Here is a 16,167-nt window from a genome sequence, read left to right as displayed (position 1 = left end):
TTTATATTACAACCAGCGCTTTGTCAACCATCCGGCCTATGATAAAACATGCAGTAGTACTTATTTTTCTGCTGACTTGCGGAGCTCTCCGGTGCTGGAGCCAAGTTGATGAAATATCTCCAAAGCCGGCTGATTGGTCTAAAAAATATAACCTGGTATTAGATAAGCCAGGCAAGGTAAGCCGCATCCGGTTTTATCCGGGTACTACCCTCACTTTTAAATTAACCGATGATAAACGATTGTACACCGGCAAGCTGGATGCTGTAAGGAAAAAATCTATCCTTATTTTTAATACCGAACTGCCCATCCGGGATATCCGGAAAGTTAGGGTAGTGCAGCGGGCACCAATGGGGAGATTTTTATACGGCCTGGGTGGCGGCATAAGAGGCGCAGGATCTTTGTTTACCTTAATTGGCGGCGGTAATTACCTGCTTACCGATGATAAAGAGAATGGCCGGGTAACGGCTCAGGCCGGATTGGCATTATTTGGGCTAGGACAGCTTTTCCGGGGATTTAACCGGCGTACTTACAAAATAAACCAGCACCGCCAGCTTAAAACCATCGAGATCATTTAAATTCCTGCCCGTATAAGTAAAATCAGTTTGTAGCTTTACCCGAAATTTAAATAGAACAAATGCGCGTTTTATCTGAAATTCCGCACCCGGCTGTTAAAATAACCATTTTCGCCTGGAACGGAAAGTATATTATTAAACTAGAAAAAGGCTCTTTGGAGCAAACTTATAAAGTTAGCGAAATGGATATTCTGGATGAGGCAGATATTCCTAAGTTGTTAGACGAAACTTTTATTAACAATGCTTTACAGCGATTTGGCGAAATGAGCAAAGCGCTGCACGACGCGCAGGAACGGCTGGAGTTTAGCTAAAAAGTATAAAATATTTTGTTTGGCTGCCTTTGTGCGAATTACGTAGAAGAACTGATTAACCTGTTTGTTATTTAATCTTATAAAAGTAAATGGAAAATGATTTTTCGGCCCTTAAATCTATACAGGAACTAAAGAACCTGCTGGATTCGGGTGCTATAACCCAACAGGAGTATGAGGTGCTGAAGCGAAAGATTATTTTTGGTAATAATTCATCTGCTGCCACTAATCCGCCCCAACCTACGCCAGTTAACCCACTCCGGACGGAAACGCCCCCACCCATTGTGCCGCCTACACCTATGCAGGAACGGGTTTACCCCCGGGCAGTGGAGGGTAATTCTATAAATTCAGAATACAAAAACTCGGAATTCAAAAACGTAACAAATGCGAATAGAGAGGAAACGGTTGTAAATTCAATTCCAGAAAATGCAAATAGAAACTTTCGGAGCTTAACCCTGGACGAGCCGGAGGAAGTTACAGAAGGCAAACGGAAGGATTGGTTACTCACCATTCTGATTTCTTTGGCCGTAATCTTGTTGGTCGGGTTAGTGGCTTATCATTTTTTTAGTGATTCGGAGTCGGAGCGTTTAACGAGCAAGAGCGGTCCGGGAACCGAAGAGGCAGCTGCCAGCGAAGTAACGGGTACCGAATCTCCTGCCACAAAGCCGGAACCTGCCGTAACCGATTCGGTGCGCTTAAACCCGGAAAAAGGGCCAACCCCACCGGTAAATACGCCTGTGGAAGCAACAACCACCGAAGCTGCTACAACCGCTGCCGGTACTTTAACCGTACCTGCTGCCGAAACAGCACCCGCAGCAACCGAAACAATAGTTCCAACACCAGCTTCCCCTCCTAAACTGAGCGAAGAAGAGGCGCTGAATAAAATAAAAGACCGCCTCCAAGCTTATTATGCCGATATGAAAAGTGCGCCTTTTGCGGCCCAAAACCATTTTGCGCCAACGGTGGAGCGATATTACACCTTAACCGGAACTACGCCCCAGGCCATCAACGAAAATATTAGTTCTTACCATTTTAATGAATTTCAAGATAGCCAATCGTCGATAGAAGAAGGAACCTTAAAAATGACGAGTAGCGGGGAGAACGGTTATGAGGTAACGTACATTGAGCACGGTACGGCTTTCCGGAAATCGAAAGGGCAGAAACAGGAAACCACTGCCCGGGTAAGAGCCCGGTTTAATAAAGATTTTAAAATGACTTATTTCCGGCAGGAACAATTACTGGAGAATAGATTCATAGAAGAATAATGGAGCTAAAAAATATTAGCCCATCCAGAAACGAAAAAGCCTTCTAAAATTTTAGAAGGCTTTTTCGTGAAACAAGCAACATTATTAACCAATAGAAATTCTTTTGAATTCGCTAACAGTTAAGCCTTTGCTGGTTTTATCCAGTAATTGGGCAATAGATAAAGAGTTGTCTTTTACGAATTCCTGGTTTAACAAAGTATTTTCTTTGTAGAACTTGTTCAGTTTACCCATGGCAATTTTTTCCAACATGGCTTCTGGCTTGCCTTCGGCACGGGCTTGTTCTTTACCAATTTCAATTTCACGCTGAATAGTACCAGCATCTACGCCATCTTTATCCAAGGCAATTGGCTTCATGGCGGCAATTTGCATGGCTACGTCTTTTCCAACTTCGGTTACATCGGTGCCGTTGGTATTTTTCAGCCCAACTAAAACACCCAGTTTACCATTAGAGTGGTTGTAAGCCACTACTTTATCAGCAGTAACGGTTTCGTAAGATACTACATCCAGTTTCTCACCAATTTTACCCATCAGGTCGGTAATGTGGTCTTGTAATGTACGGCCATCTGGCTGCGGAGTAGCTAATAAATCTTCTTTGGTAGCAGCATTGGTCGATACAGCAGCTTCCAGGATAGATTTTGCCAGGTTCTGGAAATCAGCAACTTTAGATACCGGCTCGGTTTCGCAGGCAAAAGCTATTACTTTACCGGTGGTACCGTCTTCGCTCACCTGGGTCAGTACAACCCCTTCAGAGGTGGCATTGTCCGCGCGCTTGCTTGCTATTTTCTGACCTGCTTTGCGCAAAATATCTTTAGCCGCTTCAAAGTCGCCGTTTGCTTCGGTCAGTGCTTTTTTGCAGTCCATCATACCGGCTCCGGTTTCCTGGCGCAGTCTGTTTACGTCTTGTGCTGTAATAGCCATATTTCTATTTAGTTTAAAGTTATGAGTTAAAAGTTAAAAGTCAGATTTTGTGAATATTAAATCCAGTATCTATTATCTAGCATCCAATATCTAGTATCTAACATCCAACGTCTGATTTGTGCTTTAAAAAAAACTGAACATCAGAATTAAGATTTCCAATGTTCAGTTTATAGGGTATTAAAAGATTTAGATTTGTCTCCCGAATTATTCTCCAGAATCAGCAGCTACTTTTTCTGCAATGCCTTCATCTTCAGAACGCTTGCGCTCCGTATCTTCTTTGTCTACTTTTCTTTCAGATAAACCTTCTTCAATGGCTTTACCCATTACGCTCACAATCAGCGCAATCGATTTTGAAGCATCGTCGTTCGCCGGAATTGGGAAATCAACTAACTCTGGGTTAGAGTTGGTATCAACAATTGCAAATACCGGCAGGTTTAATTTCTGAGCTTCTTTAATAGCAATGTGCTCGCGCTTAACATCTACTACAAATAAAGCTGCTGGTAACCGAGACAAGTCAGCAATACCACCCAGTACGCGCGATAATTTTTCCCGCTCGCGCGATAACATTAAACGTTCGCGTTTTGCCATAGCGGCATAAGCCGTATTGTCTTTTACCATTTTATCGATGGTAGACATTTTCTTTAACGACTTACGTACGGTAGCAAAGTTGGTAAGCATACCACCCAACCAACGGTCGGTAACGTAAGGCATTTTAAGTCTTTTTGCTTCTTCGGCAACAATATCCTGGGCTTGTTTCTTTGTAGCTACAAACAGGATTTTCCGGCCCGATTTAGCTATCTGGCGGATAGCAGCAGCAGCTTCGTCTAAAGAAGCTACGGTTTTGTTCAGGTCGATAATATGAATGCCGTTTTTCTCCATGAAAATGTAAGGAGCCATTTTCGGATCCCATTTCCGGGTAAGGTGCCCGAAGTGAACACCGGCATCAAGTAATTCTTTATAATTTGTACTAGCCATTTTTCTGATACACCTTTAATTTTAACGTTTAGAGAACTGGAATGAACGTCTCGCTTTTGCTCTACCGAACTTCTTACGCTCCACCATCCGGGGGTCGCGGGTTAAGAAGCCTTCTTTCTTCAGGGCCGGACGGCTCTCGGCGTTTTCAGTTATCAGGGCTTTGGCAATGGCTAACCGGATTGCTTCGGCTTGTCCGCTGGTACCACCACCTTTTACGTTCACCCGAACGTCGTATTTACCAATCGCATCCAAAGTTTTGAATGGCTGGTTAACGATTGTTTGTAATACTTCGCTCGCGAAATATTCTTTTATATCTCTATCGTTAATAGTGATATTCCCTTGCCCAGACGTCATGTAAACACGCGCCACCGAGGTTTTTCTTCTACCAGATGTATTGAGAACTTCCATTAATTATGATTATAAATTGATTTTTACTTGTTTTGGCTGTTGTGCTTCGTGCGGATGTTCCGCGCCATCGTACACAAACAGGTTACGGAATTGCTCGCGGCCCAAACGGGTGCGGGGCAGCATACCGCGTACCGCTCTTTCTACTACTTTAGCCGGCGATTTGGCTTTCAGTTCGCGAACGGTAGTATGTTTCTGACCACCTGGATAACCAGAGTGCGTTACATAAACTTTGTTATCTAGTTTTTTACCGGTAACGCGTAAATTAACCGCATTGATAACAATTACATTATCGCCGCAATCCGCGTTAGGGGTAAAGGAAGCTTTGTGCTTACCTCTTAAAATGTTAGCTATTTGGCTGGCTACCCGGCCTAATGTTGCGTCTCCGGCGTCTATCACTACCCAACCTTTATTAGCGGTCGCTTTACTAACTGATAGCGTCTTATAACTTAAATGGTCCATTATTGATGGTTAAATGGTTATAAATGAATAGATTTCCTTTTAGTATTCAGAAAAGGAGGTGCAAAGTTAAGGTAAATTATCGGATTTACAAACGGCTGATAATTAAAAAATTAGTATTCTGATATTTGTGGTAGGTACTTTTCCGGAATCGGAATTTACAGCCCTTTTTATTCTTTTAATTACTTGAATGATTAGTATCAATGGTACTGCCAATTATTGCTGCGTAAAAAAGGATAATGAAATAAATACGTAGGGTCGAAATAAAAAAAACAAAACCAAATTTGCCTTTTCCGGTTTTAATCTTTTATGTTGGAACGTACGCCCGGTTGTTTCGTGCCTGCCTGTGGTTGTCTTCTGATTAATCAGTTGCAGTTGAAAACACGCCTTAGCGGTAATCAGCGGCAGAATTATTATATTTTTCAGAAGTTTTAAATATAATAATGAGGCTGAAACGCTTGCTTAGCAGATAAAAAGATTAAGATAAAATAGTTGATTATCAGTTAAAAGGAATAAAAAATTACATAAATATTTTTACTTTTAAAGCTTACTTTTTAAAATTGCCCTCGTATTTATACCTACGTTTAAATACAAAGTATCTGAAGGAGTTAACAGATAAGCTAACGCCATTAGGATTAGAATTTTAGTTTTTGTGAGATGTACATTATAATAAACGAATTAGAAAAGGATGTGCTCCGGGAAATAATTAGCATTGGCTTGGCCAGAGCAGCCGACTCTTTTTCTAATTTTTCTAAATCAGGCGTGTTGCTGAATGTGCCGGAAGTTAAAATTATTGAGCCCCGCGTTTTACCCGATGTAATCGATGAATTCGAAGCAATATATTTTGTTCTTCGATCAGGTATTACAGGCGATTTGAACGGCAAAACTTTTATGCTTTTTACCGAAGAGAACATTGGGAAAATTGCAGAGGTATGCCTGGATCAGGATTTAATTCTTGGTAATGCAGAATTACAACAGAAGAAAAATGAAATGCTTCGGGAAATAAGCCAGGTAGTAACAGAGGCTCTGGCGAATCAATTAAGCCAAATTCTGAAACTAAACCTGACAACTACCGAGCCGGTGCACTTATTTTCGAATAAAGCCGGTTCAATCAACCATATATTGGAAGATTTGCCCGGTTATCAGCCTTTTGTAATTACCATTAAAACCCAGTTTAATAATTTACTTAAAGAAGTAGAAATACCCATGCTGGTGGTGTTCGATTCGCTTTCGGTTTCTACGTTGCTACGCATAATCCGGCGCGATAATCTGTATGATTACAAATTGCTGAAAGAATTGACCTAAGGCATTTCCCTCTGGGTAAAGCCCCTTAAAGCAAAGCCCGGTTAATTCCTGATTTACATTCAGGAATTAACCGGGCTTTTTTGTTGGTAATTATTAAAAGTTTAACTGTATTGCCGCAGCATTTTTAACAGTACCTGAAAATCTTTGGGGTAAGGCGCCTCTACCAGAATGGGTTCGCCGCTTAAAGAAGTAAATCCTAACTGGCTCGAATGCAGCGCAAAACGTTTGATAAAAGGTTGCTCTTCCTCTTCCTTCTTTAAATTAAACTTGCGCTTCAGACTCGATAAATATACGTGTTCGCCTTTGTATAAGGTATCGCCTACAATAGGGGCCTTTAAAAAGGCCAGGTGCAATCGTATCTGGTGCATCCGTCCGGTTATGGGCTTACAAGCTAACAAGGTGTGCTGGCTGTATTTTTCCAGCGTGGTAAAGTACGTTTCGGCGGATTTTCCCGAACGGCTTAGTTTGGCAGTACCTTTCAGGCCCGGCTGAATGGCCTTATCCACAAGTAAATCCTGGAAATCGTGGGAGCCCCAGGCTACCGCGTGGTACAGTTTAGTTACCTGCCGGTGCTCAAACTGCATGGATAAATGGCGGTAAGCTTCATTGTTTTTTGCTAAAGCCAGGGTGCCGGAAGTTTCTTTATCCAGTCGGTGGCAAGCCTGGGCATCTTCGTGGTACTGCCGGGCCAGGCGCAAAATATTGGTGCTTTGGGGCGTACGATCTTCGAGCGTAGCCAAAAAAGGAGGTTTATTTATGATAATAAAATCGTCGTTCTCGAAAAGTATTAAATCCTTAAAAACAGGATATTTCATATTCGTTGGTCGTTAATCGTGGTTCGTTATTCGCGCTTCGAATATTTAATGTTTCAAATTCGATGTTCGGAATAATTTTGGATTGACTGCAAAGATGCAGGTTTATTTTATTAACGTAACAAAACAGCTTTTGATAACTAAACTAGCGAAAGTAAAATATTGCCAAGGCAATGAGGAAGAACAGTCGCTGGCACATCATCAATCTCCGATTAACAAACAACGATTAACAAATAACGAATTTAAACCTTGGCCTTGCTTAGCCGGAAACGCAGGGAGGTACCCCGATTTATTTTACTGGTGAGTTCTATGGAAGAGCGGTGCGCTTCTAAAATATGCTTGGAAATAGCTAGTCCGAGGCCCGAACCACCACTATCGCGCGAACGGCTTTTGTCAATGCGGTAAAAACGTTCGAAAACCCGGGTTTGGTGTTCTTCGGCAATGCCGGGGCCATCGTCTGTCACGGTAATCTGGACCCGCTTTTTTGTTTCGGAAAGTTTAATCCAGATATTTCCTTCGGGCTGGCCGTATTTGATAGCGTTGTCCACTAAATTAATGAGTACCTGTTTAATGCGGTTCCAGTCGGCGTAAACACCAAAAGGACCATCTCCTTCCGTGTCCAGGTGCAGTTTAACGTTTTGGGTGGCCGCTTTTTGTTCCAGTTCTTCAAATACTTCGCGGCAGAGCAATGCTATATCGAAATTCTTTTTCTGCATTTTTACCACCCCCTTCTCCAGTTGCGAAATACTGATTAAGTCTTGCACCAGGTTATCAAGGCCATCGAGGCTTTTGGCAGCTTTCTGCAGAAATTTATCGCGTACGTTTTCATCATCCATGGCGCCATCCAGCAGGGTATGAATAAAGCCCTGGGCCGCAAAAATCGGAGTCTTGAGTTCGTGCGAAACATCGGCCAGAAACTCGCGCCGGAGAACCTGTAGCCGCTTGAGCTCGTCTATCTCTTTTTGCTTTTGCTCGGCCATATACAATATTTCGTCTTTAATCCGCTTTAAAGGTTCGGGACGAAATAAAAATTTATTGCTCATGCGCCGGAATTCTTTCCGTTTAATATGCTCCAGTCCGGCGTAAATATTGTTTATCTCCCGGAATATCAGGGTTTCGAAAGAGAAATATACCAGAATAAAGCAAACCGAAAAGGTGAGGCCCAGCCAAACAACCAGCCCCCGCACCGACAAATATTGGGAAAATAAAAGGAAGGCGGTAAATATTGCCGCCGCCACCGCCGAGACAATAATGGCTATTGTCCGGGAATTAAGATTCATGGTTAATCTCGGTTAAACTTATAGCCAACCCCTTTAATCGTTTTAATATGTTCTTCGCCTATTTTTTCGCGTACCTTCCGGATGTGTACATCCACGGTACGGGCAATTACAAATACATCGGTTCCCCAAATATTGTTCAGTAACTCTTCCCGGTTAAATACTTTGTCGGGGGTAGCTGCCAGAAAAGAAAGCAACTCAAACTCTTTTTTGGGCAAAGTAATTTTTTCGTCGTTTTTAAATACCGAGAAGCTGGTGCGGTCTATCCGGAGATTACTTACTTGTATAACTTCGTTTGCCTCCGGCGATTGGCTGGCATCGCGCCGCACATAAGCGGCCAACCGGCTTAAGAGTGCCCGGGGCTTAATGGGCTTGCTAATAAAATCATCGGCTCCGGCCTCGAAAGCTGCCACTTCTGAGAACTCTTCGGAGCGGGCCGTCAAAAATATAATAAAGGTTTCTTTAAACTCCGGCAATTCCCGCAGATGCCGGCAAGCCGTTATACCATCCATCAACGGCATCATTACATCCATTAATATAATATCGGGTTTGTAGGTAAGGGCCGTAGCAATGGCGGCTTTGCCGTTTTCGGCGCTGGCCACTTCGTAGTTTTCCCGGTTAAGGTTATATTGCAGTAGTTCCACAATATCCGGGTCGTCGTCTACTACCAGAATTTTATAATTAGCTGTTGTTTGCACTTTGTTTAGTTACTTTTTAAGACTGCCCAAGCAATCTTGGTTTAACCTTAACAAAGATAACATATTTAAATGGCTAAGGCATTGGTAATAAGCTGCCTGTATGTTAAGAAATTATTAAGATTAACCTCCGCGCAGAGTTTCGCCTTAAAAAGAGAGCTTTAGCTGCTTTTAGCCACATTCAGCTTATATTTCAAACCGCTGTAATGGTATAAATTAACTTTAATGGAGCCCACAAACATTTCGGCTTTAATCATTACCGGAATTTTGTTTTTGTCGTCGGAGAGATACACCGATACCGCGTTTTCGCCGGAAAATAATTTATTAGCGGGCATTTTAGGTACCAGTTTAAAAGCCTGAATATTGCCCGCTTTGGTTTCTACTATTTCGCGGCCCCGGAAGGTAACTGTAAAATCATATACCTCATCATCAAAGAACCCTTGTAGCCGGATAACATCGCCGTTTTTGTACTTATCGAGGTTTAACGTGCGCATGTAATAAAAACCGCTGACAATGTCCTGCACATTCTCCGGAATTTTAAAGGTTTCGGTGCCTTTTTTATCTTCTACCACCGCAATGTTGCGGTAATGGTCAAAGTTTACGTATTCTTTTTTTCGGTACTTGCCTTCTTCAATATTCCGGTGAAAACGCAGCGGTAAAATAGCGGATGTGTCTATATAAGAGCGCCAGGTATCGCGGATGCGTAGAAAAAAATCGAAAGAGCCAATGGTTTTGCCGTATACATTGGCTTTGTAGCAGGCCCGGTTATTTACTTTCTGTAGGTTAGGGTCAATATCAATGACGGCTTCGGCAGCGTTAATCACGCCGTAATGCACCTTGTACCGCAACACTTCACCGGTCGAAAACGAATCCTGCTCCACGCGGCGCAGGGTATCGTTCAGCATAAAGCCCGATGCCAGCACTACTACCAATACTAAAAATACCGGCAAATATTTATTCATAACTGTTTTAAAGTTGGCTTTTATTCTTTCGGAGAACAAATGTTATACCAACTATACCAACGGTAAATTTAAGAGAATGATTTTATATGCAGAACTGTAAACAATAAAAAAAGGTGCCTGTATTAGAGCACCTTTTAGTTTTAACTGAAATATAATAAAATGTTATTCGTCGCTTAATGCAGCGGCAACTTTTTCCGGCTCGCCTTTTACAATGGCCCGGATTTTACCTTCCAGTTCATCCATCAAGCCTTCGTTGTCCAGTAACAGTTGTTTAACCGCATCGCGGCCCTGGCCTAGTTTATCGCCGTTGTAAGAGAACCAAGAACCTGATTTCTGGATAATACCTAACTCCACGCCCAAGTCCAGGATTTCGCCTACTTTAGAAATACCTTCGCCGTACATAATATCAAATTCTACCACTTTAAACGGTGGCGCAACTTTGTTTTTTACTACCTTCACCTTGGTGCGGTTACCGGTTACATTATCGGCACCTTCTTTAATCTGGCCAATCCGGCGAATATCTAAACGCACCGAAGCGTAGAATTTAAGGGCATTACCACCGGTGGTAGTTTCGGGGTTACCAAACATTACCCCAATTTTCTCACGTAACTGGTTAATGAAAATACACAAACAGTTGGTTTTGTTAATGGTACCTGTAAGCTTCCGTAAGGCCTGCGACATTAAACGGGCCTGTAAACCCATTTTGCTATCGCCCATATCGCCTTCCAGTTCGCCTTTAGGCACCAGTGCTGCAACCGAGTCAATTACAATAATATCAATAGCACCGGAGCTAATCAGGTGGTCGGCAATTTCCAGCGCCTGCTCCCCGTTATCCGGCTGCGAAATTAATAAGTTAGTAGTATCAATACCTAATTTTTCGGCGTAAACCCGGTCAAATGCGTGCTCAGCATCAATAAAAGCAGCCAGGCCACCTTTTTTCTGCGCTTCGGCAATACAATGCAATGTTAAGGTTGTTTTACCAGACGATTCCGGACCATAAATTTCAACCACGCGGCCTCTGGGCAAGCCGCCTACGCCCAGTGCAATATCAAGCCCCAAAGAACCGGTGGATATAGCAGGGACCTCTTCCACTTTGTTATCGCTCAGTCTCATAACAGTACCTTTGCCATAGGTCTTGTCGAGTTTATCCATGGTTAACTGGAGAGCTTTTAATTTTTCGTTGTTTGCACTCATTTTTATCTTTTTATATTGCTTAATTTCAGGCCTAAATTACGATTTTTTACGTCAATTTCCAAGCTTTGCCGGGCTAAGAAACCACGGTAATAGAGGCTGATTTTTAACATATGCGGAGGCTTTTTCGTGCCATTCAGGCAGTATATTTATGAAGATATTTTATTCTTTTTTTCTCCTGTTTTTAACCTTTTCGGTCCGAATTACTTATGCCCAGCTCGATAATTCGGCGCTCGAAAAAAAGCTTACCGTACAAGCCGAGTACGACCAGGATTTCCGGATTGGGCTGGATGCTTTCGGATTTCTGAAGAACAACGAATACTTTAACGATATTGCCGATGGCTATACTTTATTCGGCTACCACCTGAATCCGAAGCTGGTATATTTTCCGGCCGAATTTATTCGGATAGAGGCGGGGGCGCTCTTGTGGCAGGATTTCGGCACTACCCGCTATAACCAGGTAAGGCCTACGTTTACAGTTAAGCTCCAAAAACCGCATTATCAATTGCTGTTCGGCAATTTGCAGGCCAACGTTAGTCACCGCTATATTGAGCCCCTGTACGATTTAGAGAAAGTAATAAACGACCCGCTGGAAAACGGCATTCAGTTTATCTGGCACCGCGATAAGCTCTGGCTCGACTCCTGGATTGATTGGGAAAAAATGATTTACAAGGGCGATCCGTTCCGGGAAGAAATTGCCGGCGGCCTAAGTGCAGAACAGCGCTTGTTCCAGGACGAGGTGCGGGGCTGGCGATTAAGTTTGCCGGTGCAGTTTACAGCACAGCACAAAGGCGGGCAGATAGATGCCGCTAGTTTACCGCTGGTAACTTTGTTTAACGGGGCCGTTGGTTTTAAACTCCGGAAGAGCATCGATGGTAACTTCTGGAAGGCCTGGCATACCGAAAATTATTTAGTTGGGTTTAAAGACTTCTCCAATGTGTATCAATATCCTTTTACCAGTGGTACGGGCCTTTACCTGAACGCTGGTTTAGATACCCGGGTGCAAAATGTGATGCTGAGTTACTGGCGGGGGAATGGTTATCTGGCGGAGCAGGGAGGACGCTTGTTTCAATCGGCCTCTACCACTTTTAAAAAACCAAATTATTTAGAAAAAGAGCGGGAACTACTCATTCTCCGCTTTAGCCACGATATAAAACTGCTGGAAGATATGTTTCTGACCTTACGCCTGGAACCACTCTACGATTTTAACGATCCGCAACTGGAGTTTTCCAGTTCATTTTACGTGCGTTATAATACCGATTTATTTGTAACCAAACGGAAAAAATAAGCTTACTGCCACCCGGTAAAGCCAACATTAATTACTCCAACTATTTTAACCTTCGGATGGTGGTTTGGAATTAGTTCTGGTAAAAAGCCCGGTAATCGGGGCGGGTAATGCCGTAGTAGTAAACATCAATGAGCTGGCGGGTGTGGTCCCGGAAATCGTGCCGGACCAAGCCTTCGCGCTGGTAACCGCAGCGTTCGGCCAGTGCGTAACTCCGGTTATTGCCAAGCGAACAACGGATGTATAATTTATTTACGTCTAGCTGTTCAAAAGCAAAATTAGTAACGGCCCGTAAAGCTTCGGTACAGTAACCTCTTCCTTCCGAGGCAGCCGCCAAGTAGTAGCCAACTTCAGCTTTTGGGATTGAATTGTCAAAATTCTTTAGCGAAATATCCCCAATATATACGTTTTGTTCTTTACGCCAAATACCAAAGGCGTATACCTGCCCTAATTGCCAATCTACCCGGAACCGCTTTATCAAGCGCAGGGCTTCTTCGGAACGGTTGGTTACCCGCACCCGGCTGGGGAAGGAGGGTGCTAAACGGGTTTTGTTTTCCTGAATTAAGGTTAAGAAGGCTTCTGCATCGGCTTCCTGATAAGTTCGTAACCGTAGGCGTTCGGTTATTAATTCGGTTTCTACTGCTATTTCGGCCATGCTGGTGAAAAAGAAATTAAACGAATAACCAATTTTTACCCATCGTTGCCAGATTATTTTTTAGACCCATTATAGTCGTACTGTAAAGGACTGCCCAACGCTTTTTGGGTGGCCATTACATTCAGTACCCGGGCTGCTTCGTTAAAATATTCTAAGCGCCGGATCAGCAGTTCTTTCACCAGCACGGTACCTTCGGGCGTTTTCATATAAGAGCGTTTGTCGTTCAGAATTTTTTGCATGGCCACCGAGGCGTGGTCTTTCTGGTGGACGTACAAGTCATGAAATTCGCTTACAGCGTTTAAATTATCGGCTTGTACGCCAAAGTTTTCGCCGGTGGTGTTAAGCACTGTGCACAAAATTTTAATTTCCAGGGGTAACGACGTCTGAAATGGGGTGCGCTGTATCTCTACATCGCTGTGCAGAACTTCTAATATTGTATTCAGGTTTTGTTCAAATAATTCGTAAAGGGCTTTGGCTTCCATGCTTCTTTTAAAAGAATGAGGTTATTTTTATTAATACCGCTGATCTGCGGGTAAAGTTAGACAAAAGCCATTTACTTTTTAAACAATGTTATTGCTACTTAAAACCCCATGGTGGTAAAAGCAAAGGCCTGTTTAATACAAGTACTAAACAGGCCTTTGCTGTAGGGTATAAATTTTTCTAAAGTAAATTCTTAATAATGCTGTCAACGGTAACACCTTCGGCTTCGGCTTTAAAATTCCGGACAATTCGGTGCCGCAGAATAGGATAGGCTACTGCCTGCACATCTTCTATATCCGGCGAATATTTGCCGTTGAGCAGCGCATTACACTTGGCACCCACAATTAAATGCTGCGAAGCCCGCGGACCGGCGCCCCATTCTAAATATTGGCTAGCTTGCGACGCACCCATTGGGGTGTTGGGCCGGGTTTTGTGTACTAACCGCACCGCGTAATCCACTACATTATCTACTACCGGTACCCGCCTTACCAAATGCTGATAGGCCATAATATCATCGCCGTGTAAAACATTTTCGATGGTGTTTCTAAAATCGGAGGTCGTATTTTTTACAATTTGCAGTTCCGATTCAAAACTTGGGTAATCCAGGTTAATATTAAACATAAACCGGTCTAGCTGGGCTTCTGGCAACGGATAAGTACCTTCCTGCTCAATGGGGTTTTGGGTAGCCAGTACGAAAAATGGCCGTTGCAAGTCGTAACGTCGACCAGCCACCGTAACCGAATATTCCTGCATCGATTCGAGCAACGCCGCCTGGGTTTTAGGCGGGGTCCGGTTTATTTCATCGGCCAGAATAATATTGGCAAATACCGGCCCTTTTACGAACTGGAAGTTTCGGTTCTGATCCATGGTTTCAGAACCCACAATATCCGAAGGCATTAGATCGGGCGTGAACTGAATACGGTTAAACGAAAGATCCAGCGACGACGCAATGGTTTGGATGAGCAACGTTTTAGCCAGTCCCGGTACTCCTACGAGGAGACAATGCCCCTGCGAGAAAATAGCGGTTAGTACCAGGCGTACTACCTCATCCTGTCCAATAATAATTTTAGAAATTTCTTTATTAAGGCCCAAATAGGCCTGGTGCAGCGAATCGGCTGCTTCTTTGTCCGAGTTAAATTTCCTCATGCGGCTTTAAAAGAGATTGCCTTGCAAGATATCACAATTATTAAATTCTGGATCGATATCGATGTAAACCGTGTTTTTATTTTTTTCGAACCAATCCGATAAGGCTTTTCTTTTTTTCTCATTTAAAGCATAAGTGGCCAGTTTCTGGTAATCGTCTCTCAGGTTTGCCTGGTGCGGCGGCGTTTTAGACTTCAGGTAAATAATGCGCATAGCCTGTTTGCCATCGTCGGTCCGGTACTCCAGTGGTTTGGTAATATTGCCTACTTCCATGGTATCGATAATAAAGAAGATAGACGGATCTACCAAATCCAAGGGAATAAATGCGCTCCGATCGCGCGGATTCATCATTAAACCGCCATTATCTTTGGTTGGCTTGTCATCCGAAAATTCTTTGGCTGCTTTCGAGAAAGAAATGCTATCGCTCAGAATACGGTCGCGCAGCTTATTAAGTTCGGCAGCAGTAGCATCCATATCAATTTCGGTGCTGTTGGGCTTCAGTAAAATATGCCGGGTATTGTATTCTTCACCCCGTCTTTCAATTAACTGAATCAGGTGAAACCCAAATTGGGACTCAACTGGTTCTGAAATTTGGCCAGGCTCTAGTTTGAGTGCGGCAGCTTCGTATTCGGGTACCAGCATTCTCTTCTTCATAAAGCCTAGCTCACCGCCGGTTTTAGCGGAGCCCGGGTCTTCCGAATATTGGTTTGCCAGTTCTGCAAAACTTTCGCCACCCTGAATGCGTTTTTTCATTTCGAGTAAGCGGTTGCGTACTTCGTCTTTTTGGGTTTTACTTACGCTGGCTAATTTTACAATCTGACCAATTTCTACCTCAGTAGAAAAGTAAGGCAAGCTGTCCTGCGGAATTTGATTAAAGAATTTTTTAACATCGTTGGGCGTAACCGAAAGTTTTTGAGTTATCTCCGACTGCATTTTCTCGGCGATCAACTGCTCCCGAACGGGCTTGCGCAAATCGTCTTTTATTTGCTTAATGCTTTTGTTGTAGTACTCCTCCAGTTTTTGTTCGCTACCAATCTGCGACACAAAATAGCCCATTCGCTGATCCAGCGTTCCTTCCACCATTTCTTCGTCTACCACCACCGAGTCAATTTCGGCGCGGGCAACTAATAATTTTTGCTGCACCAGGGCGCGTAAAATATTGCACCGGTCCTGATCGGCGATTTTTTTCTGGGCCTGGGCTTCTTCCTGGGCAATAGCCGTCTGTAAGTCGGAACGCAGAATAATCTGGTTATTTACTTTAACAATAATGCCATCAATTGCTTTAGGGCGTTGCTGCGCCCAGGCAAAAGAAGTTACCAAAGAAAAAGCCAGTAATAAGAAAGTATGTTTACTTAAAAAAGGTAAACTAAATTTAGATATCATTTGAATTGGGTAATTATGAGCCAGTAGAATCAGGCCTGTTTAGTGCGCTAAAATCTACTGATCGATAACGTTTTATA

The 16,167-nt window shown here is 43.2% G+C and carries 18 protein-coding genes; 5 read left to right on the top strand and 13 right to left on the bottom strand.

Translation table 11 applies throughout. The features are described from left to right. Positions 1-38 precede the first annotated feature (38 nt). From AAE02nite_RS00265 to AAE02nite_RS00255, 3 genes are all read left to right on the top strand, one after another. Positions 39-575 carry a hypothetical protein gene (locus AAE02nite_RS00265; protein WP_146894440.1) on the top strand — a complete coding sequence of 179 codons (537 nt, stop codon included), beginning with the start codon at positions 39-41 and terminating at the stop codon, positions 573-575. Between the two features lie 59 nt (positions 576-634). Further along, the gene (locus tag AAE02nite_RS00260) at positions 635-883 is read left to right on the top strand and encodes a hypothetical protein (RefSeq protein WP_146894439.1); all 249 of its coding nucleotides are present in this window, start codon (positions 635-637) and stop codon (positions 881-883) included. Between the two features lie 89 nt (positions 884-972). Further along, positions 973-2,145 (top strand): SHOCT domain-containing protein, encoded by a 1,173-nt coding sequence (locus AAE02nite_RS00255; protein ID WP_146894438.1) that lies wholly within the window; start codon positions 973-975, stop codon positions 2,143-2,145. An 84-nt stretch (positions 2,146-2,229) separates the two neighbouring features. Here AAE02nite_RS00255 and tsf read toward each other — a convergent pair whose 3' ends face one another. The 4 genes from tsf to rplM all read right to left on the bottom strand — a co-directional run bounded on the left by tsf (position 2,230) and on the right by rplM (position 4,905). Then, on the bottom strand, positions 2,230-3,063 hold the full coding sequence (gene tsf, locus AAE02nite_RS00250; RefSeq protein ID WP_146894437.1) for a translation elongation factor Ts: 834 nt from the start codon (positions 3,061-3,063) through the stop codon (positions 2,230-2,232). A 204-nt stretch (positions 3,064-3,267) separates the two neighbouring features. Further along, entirely contained in the window at positions 3,268-4,038 is a 771-nt protein-coding gene (gene rpsB / locus AAE02nite_RS00245; protein WP_146894436.1) for a 30S ribosomal protein S2, read from the bottom strand. Positions 4,039-4,059: 21 nt separating this feature from the next. Further along, positions 4,060-4,446, bottom strand: a complete 387-nt coding sequence (rpsI, locus tag AAE02nite_RS00240) for a 30S ribosomal protein S9 (RefSeq protein ID WP_146894435.1) — start codon at positions 4,444-4,446, stop codon at positions 4,060-4,062. A 9-nt stretch (positions 4,447-4,455) separates the two neighbouring features. Continuing rightward, on the bottom strand, positions 4,456-4,905 hold the full coding sequence (gene rplM / locus AAE02nite_RS00235) for a 50S ribosomal protein L13 (RefSeq protein WP_146894434.1): 450 nt from the start codon (positions 4,903-4,905) through the stop codon (positions 4,456-4,458). A 654-nt stretch (positions 4,906-5,559) separates the two neighbouring features. Here rplM and AAE02nite_RS00230 point away from each other — a divergent pair. Beyond that, positions 5,560-6,207, top strand: coding sequence for a chemotaxis protein CheC (locus AAE02nite_RS00230; RefSeq protein WP_146894433.1), 648 nt, complete (start codon positions 5,560-5,562; stop codon positions 6,205-6,207). Positions 6,208-6,308: 101 nt separating this feature from the next. On the opposite strand, the gene AAE02nite_RS00225 is transcribed toward AAE02nite_RS00230, so the two are convergent. The 5 genes from AAE02nite_RS00225 to recA all read right to left on the bottom strand — a co-directional run bounded on the left by AAE02nite_RS00225 (position 6,309) and on the right by recA (position 11,147). Continuing rightward, positions 6,309-7,022: an RluA family pseudouridine synthase gene (locus AAE02nite_RS00225; RefSeq protein WP_146894432.1), complete on the bottom strand. Its 714-nt coding sequence runs from the start codon at positions 7,020-7,022 to the stop codon at positions 6,309-6,311. 239 nt (positions 7,023-7,261) lie between these two features. After that, positions 7,262-8,299 carry a sensor histidine kinase gene (locus tag AAE02nite_RS00220; RefSeq protein ID WP_146894431.1) on the bottom strand — a complete coding sequence of 346 codons (1,038 nt, stop codon included), beginning with the start codon at positions 8,297-8,299 and terminating at the stop codon, positions 7,262-7,264. Between the two features lie 2 nt (positions 8,300-8,301). Next, positions 8,302-8,994, bottom strand: coding sequence for a response regulator transcription factor (locus tag AAE02nite_RS00215; protein ID WP_146894430.1), 693 nt, complete (start codon positions 8,992-8,994; stop codon positions 8,302-8,304). A 158-nt stretch (positions 8,995-9,152) separates the two neighbouring features. Then, positions 9,153-9,953 (bottom strand): DUF3108 domain-containing protein, encoded by an 801-nt coding sequence (locus tag AAE02nite_RS00210; RefSeq protein WP_146894429.1) that lies wholly within the window; start codon positions 9,951-9,953, stop codon positions 9,153-9,155. A 162-nt stretch (positions 9,954-10,115) separates the two neighbouring features. After that, the gene (recA, locus tag AAE02nite_RS00205; RefSeq protein WP_146894428.1) at positions 10,116-11,147 is read right to left on the bottom strand and encodes a recombinase RecA; all 1,032 of its coding nucleotides are present in this window, start codon (positions 11,145-11,147) and stop codon (positions 10,116-10,118) included. 148 nt (positions 11,148-11,295) lie between these two features. Between recA and AAE02nite_RS00200 the strand changes: the two genes are divergently transcribed. After that, positions 11,296-12,432 (top strand): lipid A deacylase, encoded by a 1,137-nt coding sequence (locus AAE02nite_RS00200; protein ID WP_246150695.1) that lies wholly within the window; start codon positions 11,296-11,298, stop codon positions 12,430-12,432. Positions 12,433-12,502: 70 nt separating this feature from the next. Here AAE02nite_RS00200 and AAE02nite_RS00195 read toward each other — a convergent pair whose 3' ends face one another. The 4 genes from AAE02nite_RS00195 to AAE02nite_RS00180 all read right to left on the bottom strand — a co-directional run bounded on the left by AAE02nite_RS00195 (position 12,503) and on the right by AAE02nite_RS00180 (position 16,090). Then, positions 12,503-13,084, bottom strand: coding sequence for a GNAT family N-acetyltransferase (locus AAE02nite_RS00195; RefSeq protein ID WP_146894427.1), 582 nt, complete (start codon positions 13,082-13,084; stop codon positions 12,503-12,505). A gap of 53 nt (positions 13,085-13,137) precedes the next feature. Continuing rightward, a complete protein-coding gene (locus AAE02nite_RS00190; protein WP_146894426.1) occupies positions 13,138-13,566 on the bottom strand; it encodes a hypothetical protein in 429 nt (142 codons plus the stop codon). Positions 13,567-13,744: 178 nt separating this feature from the next. Further along, complete coding sequence (locus AAE02nite_RS00185) at positions 13,745-14,710, bottom strand: AAA family ATPase (RefSeq protein WP_146894425.1); 966 nt, start codon at positions 14,708-14,710, stop codon at positions 13,745-13,747. A gap of 6 nt (positions 14,711-14,716) precedes the next feature. After that, positions 14,717-16,090 (bottom strand): peptidylprolyl isomerase, encoded by a 1,374-nt coding sequence (locus AAE02nite_RS00180; RefSeq protein ID WP_146894424.1) that lies wholly within the window; start codon positions 16,088-16,090, stop codon positions 14,717-14,719. Positions 16,091-16,167: the final 77 nt, after the last annotated feature.

The organism is Adhaeribacter aerolatus (assembly GCF_007991635.1).
GTDB classification, from domain to species: Bacteria; Bacteroidota; Bacteroidia; order Cytophagales; family Hymenobacteraceae; genus Adhaeribacter; species Adhaeribacter aerolatus.
Note: the sequence above shows the minus strand (reverse complement) of the source record. Positions and strands in the feature narration are given on the sequence as shown.

Coding starts and splice junctions, on each gene's coding strand:
- AAE02nite_RS00265 (WP_146894440.1), top strand. CDS start 39: ATGATAAAACATGCAGTAGTACTTATTTTTCTGCTGACTTGCGGAGCT.
- AAE02nite_RS00260 (WP_146894439.1), top strand. CDS start 635: ATGCGCGTTTTATCTGAAATTCCGCACCCGGCTGTTAAAATAACCATT.
- AAE02nite_RS00255 (WP_146894438.1), top strand. CDS start 973: ATGGAAAATGATTTTTCGGCCCTTAAATCTATACAGGAACTAAAGAAC.
- tsf (WP_146894437.1), bottom strand. CDS start 3,063: ATGGCTATTACAGCACAAGACGTAAACAGACTGCGCCAGGAAACCGGA.
- rpsB (WP_146894436.1), bottom strand. CDS start 4,038: ATGGCTAGTACAAATTATAAAGAATTACTTGATGCCGGTGTTCACTTC.
- rpsI (WP_146894435.1), bottom strand. CDS start 4,446: ATGGAAGTTCTCAATACATCTGGTAGAAGAAAAACCTCGGTGGCGCGT.
- rplM (WP_146894434.1), bottom strand. CDS start 4,905: ATGGACCATTTAAGTTATAAGACGCTATCAGTTAGTAAAGCGACCGCT.
- AAE02nite_RS00230 (WP_146894433.1), top strand. CDS start 5,560: ATGTACATTATAATAAACGAATTAGAAAAGGATGTGCTCCGGGAAATA.
- AAE02nite_RS00225 (WP_146894432.1), bottom strand. CDS start 7,022: ATGAAATATCCTGTTTTTAAGGATTTAATACTTTTCGAGAACGACGAT.
- AAE02nite_RS00220 (WP_146894431.1), bottom strand. CDS start 8,299: ATGAATCTTAATTCCCGGACAATAGCCATTATTGTCTCGGCGGTGGCG.
- AAE02nite_RS00210 (WP_146894429.1), bottom strand. CDS start 9,953: ATGAATAAATATTTGCCGGTATTTTTAGTATTGGTAGTAGTGCTGGCA.
- recA (WP_146894428.1), bottom strand. CDS start 11,147: ATGAGTGCAAACAACGAAAAATTAAAAGCTCTCCAGTTAACCATGGAT.
- AAE02nite_RS00200 (WP_246150695.1), top strand. CDS start 11,296: ATGAAGATATTTTATTCTTTTTTTCTCCTGTTTTTAACCTTTTCGGTC.
- AAE02nite_RS00195 (WP_146894427.1), bottom strand. CDS start 13,084: ATGGCCGAAATAGCAGTAGAAACCGAATTAATAACCGAACGCCTACGG.
- AAE02nite_RS00190 (WP_146894426.1), bottom strand. CDS start 13,566: ATGGAAGCCAAAGCCCTTTACGAATTATTTGAACAAAACCTGAATACA.
- AAE02nite_RS00185 (WP_146894425.1), bottom strand. CDS start 14,710: ATGAGGAAATTTAACTCGGACAAAGAAGCAGCCGATTCGCTGCACCAG.
- AAE02nite_RS00180 (WP_146894424.1), bottom strand. CDS start 16,090: ATGATATCTAAATTTAGTTTACCTTTTTTAAGTAAACATACTTTCTTA.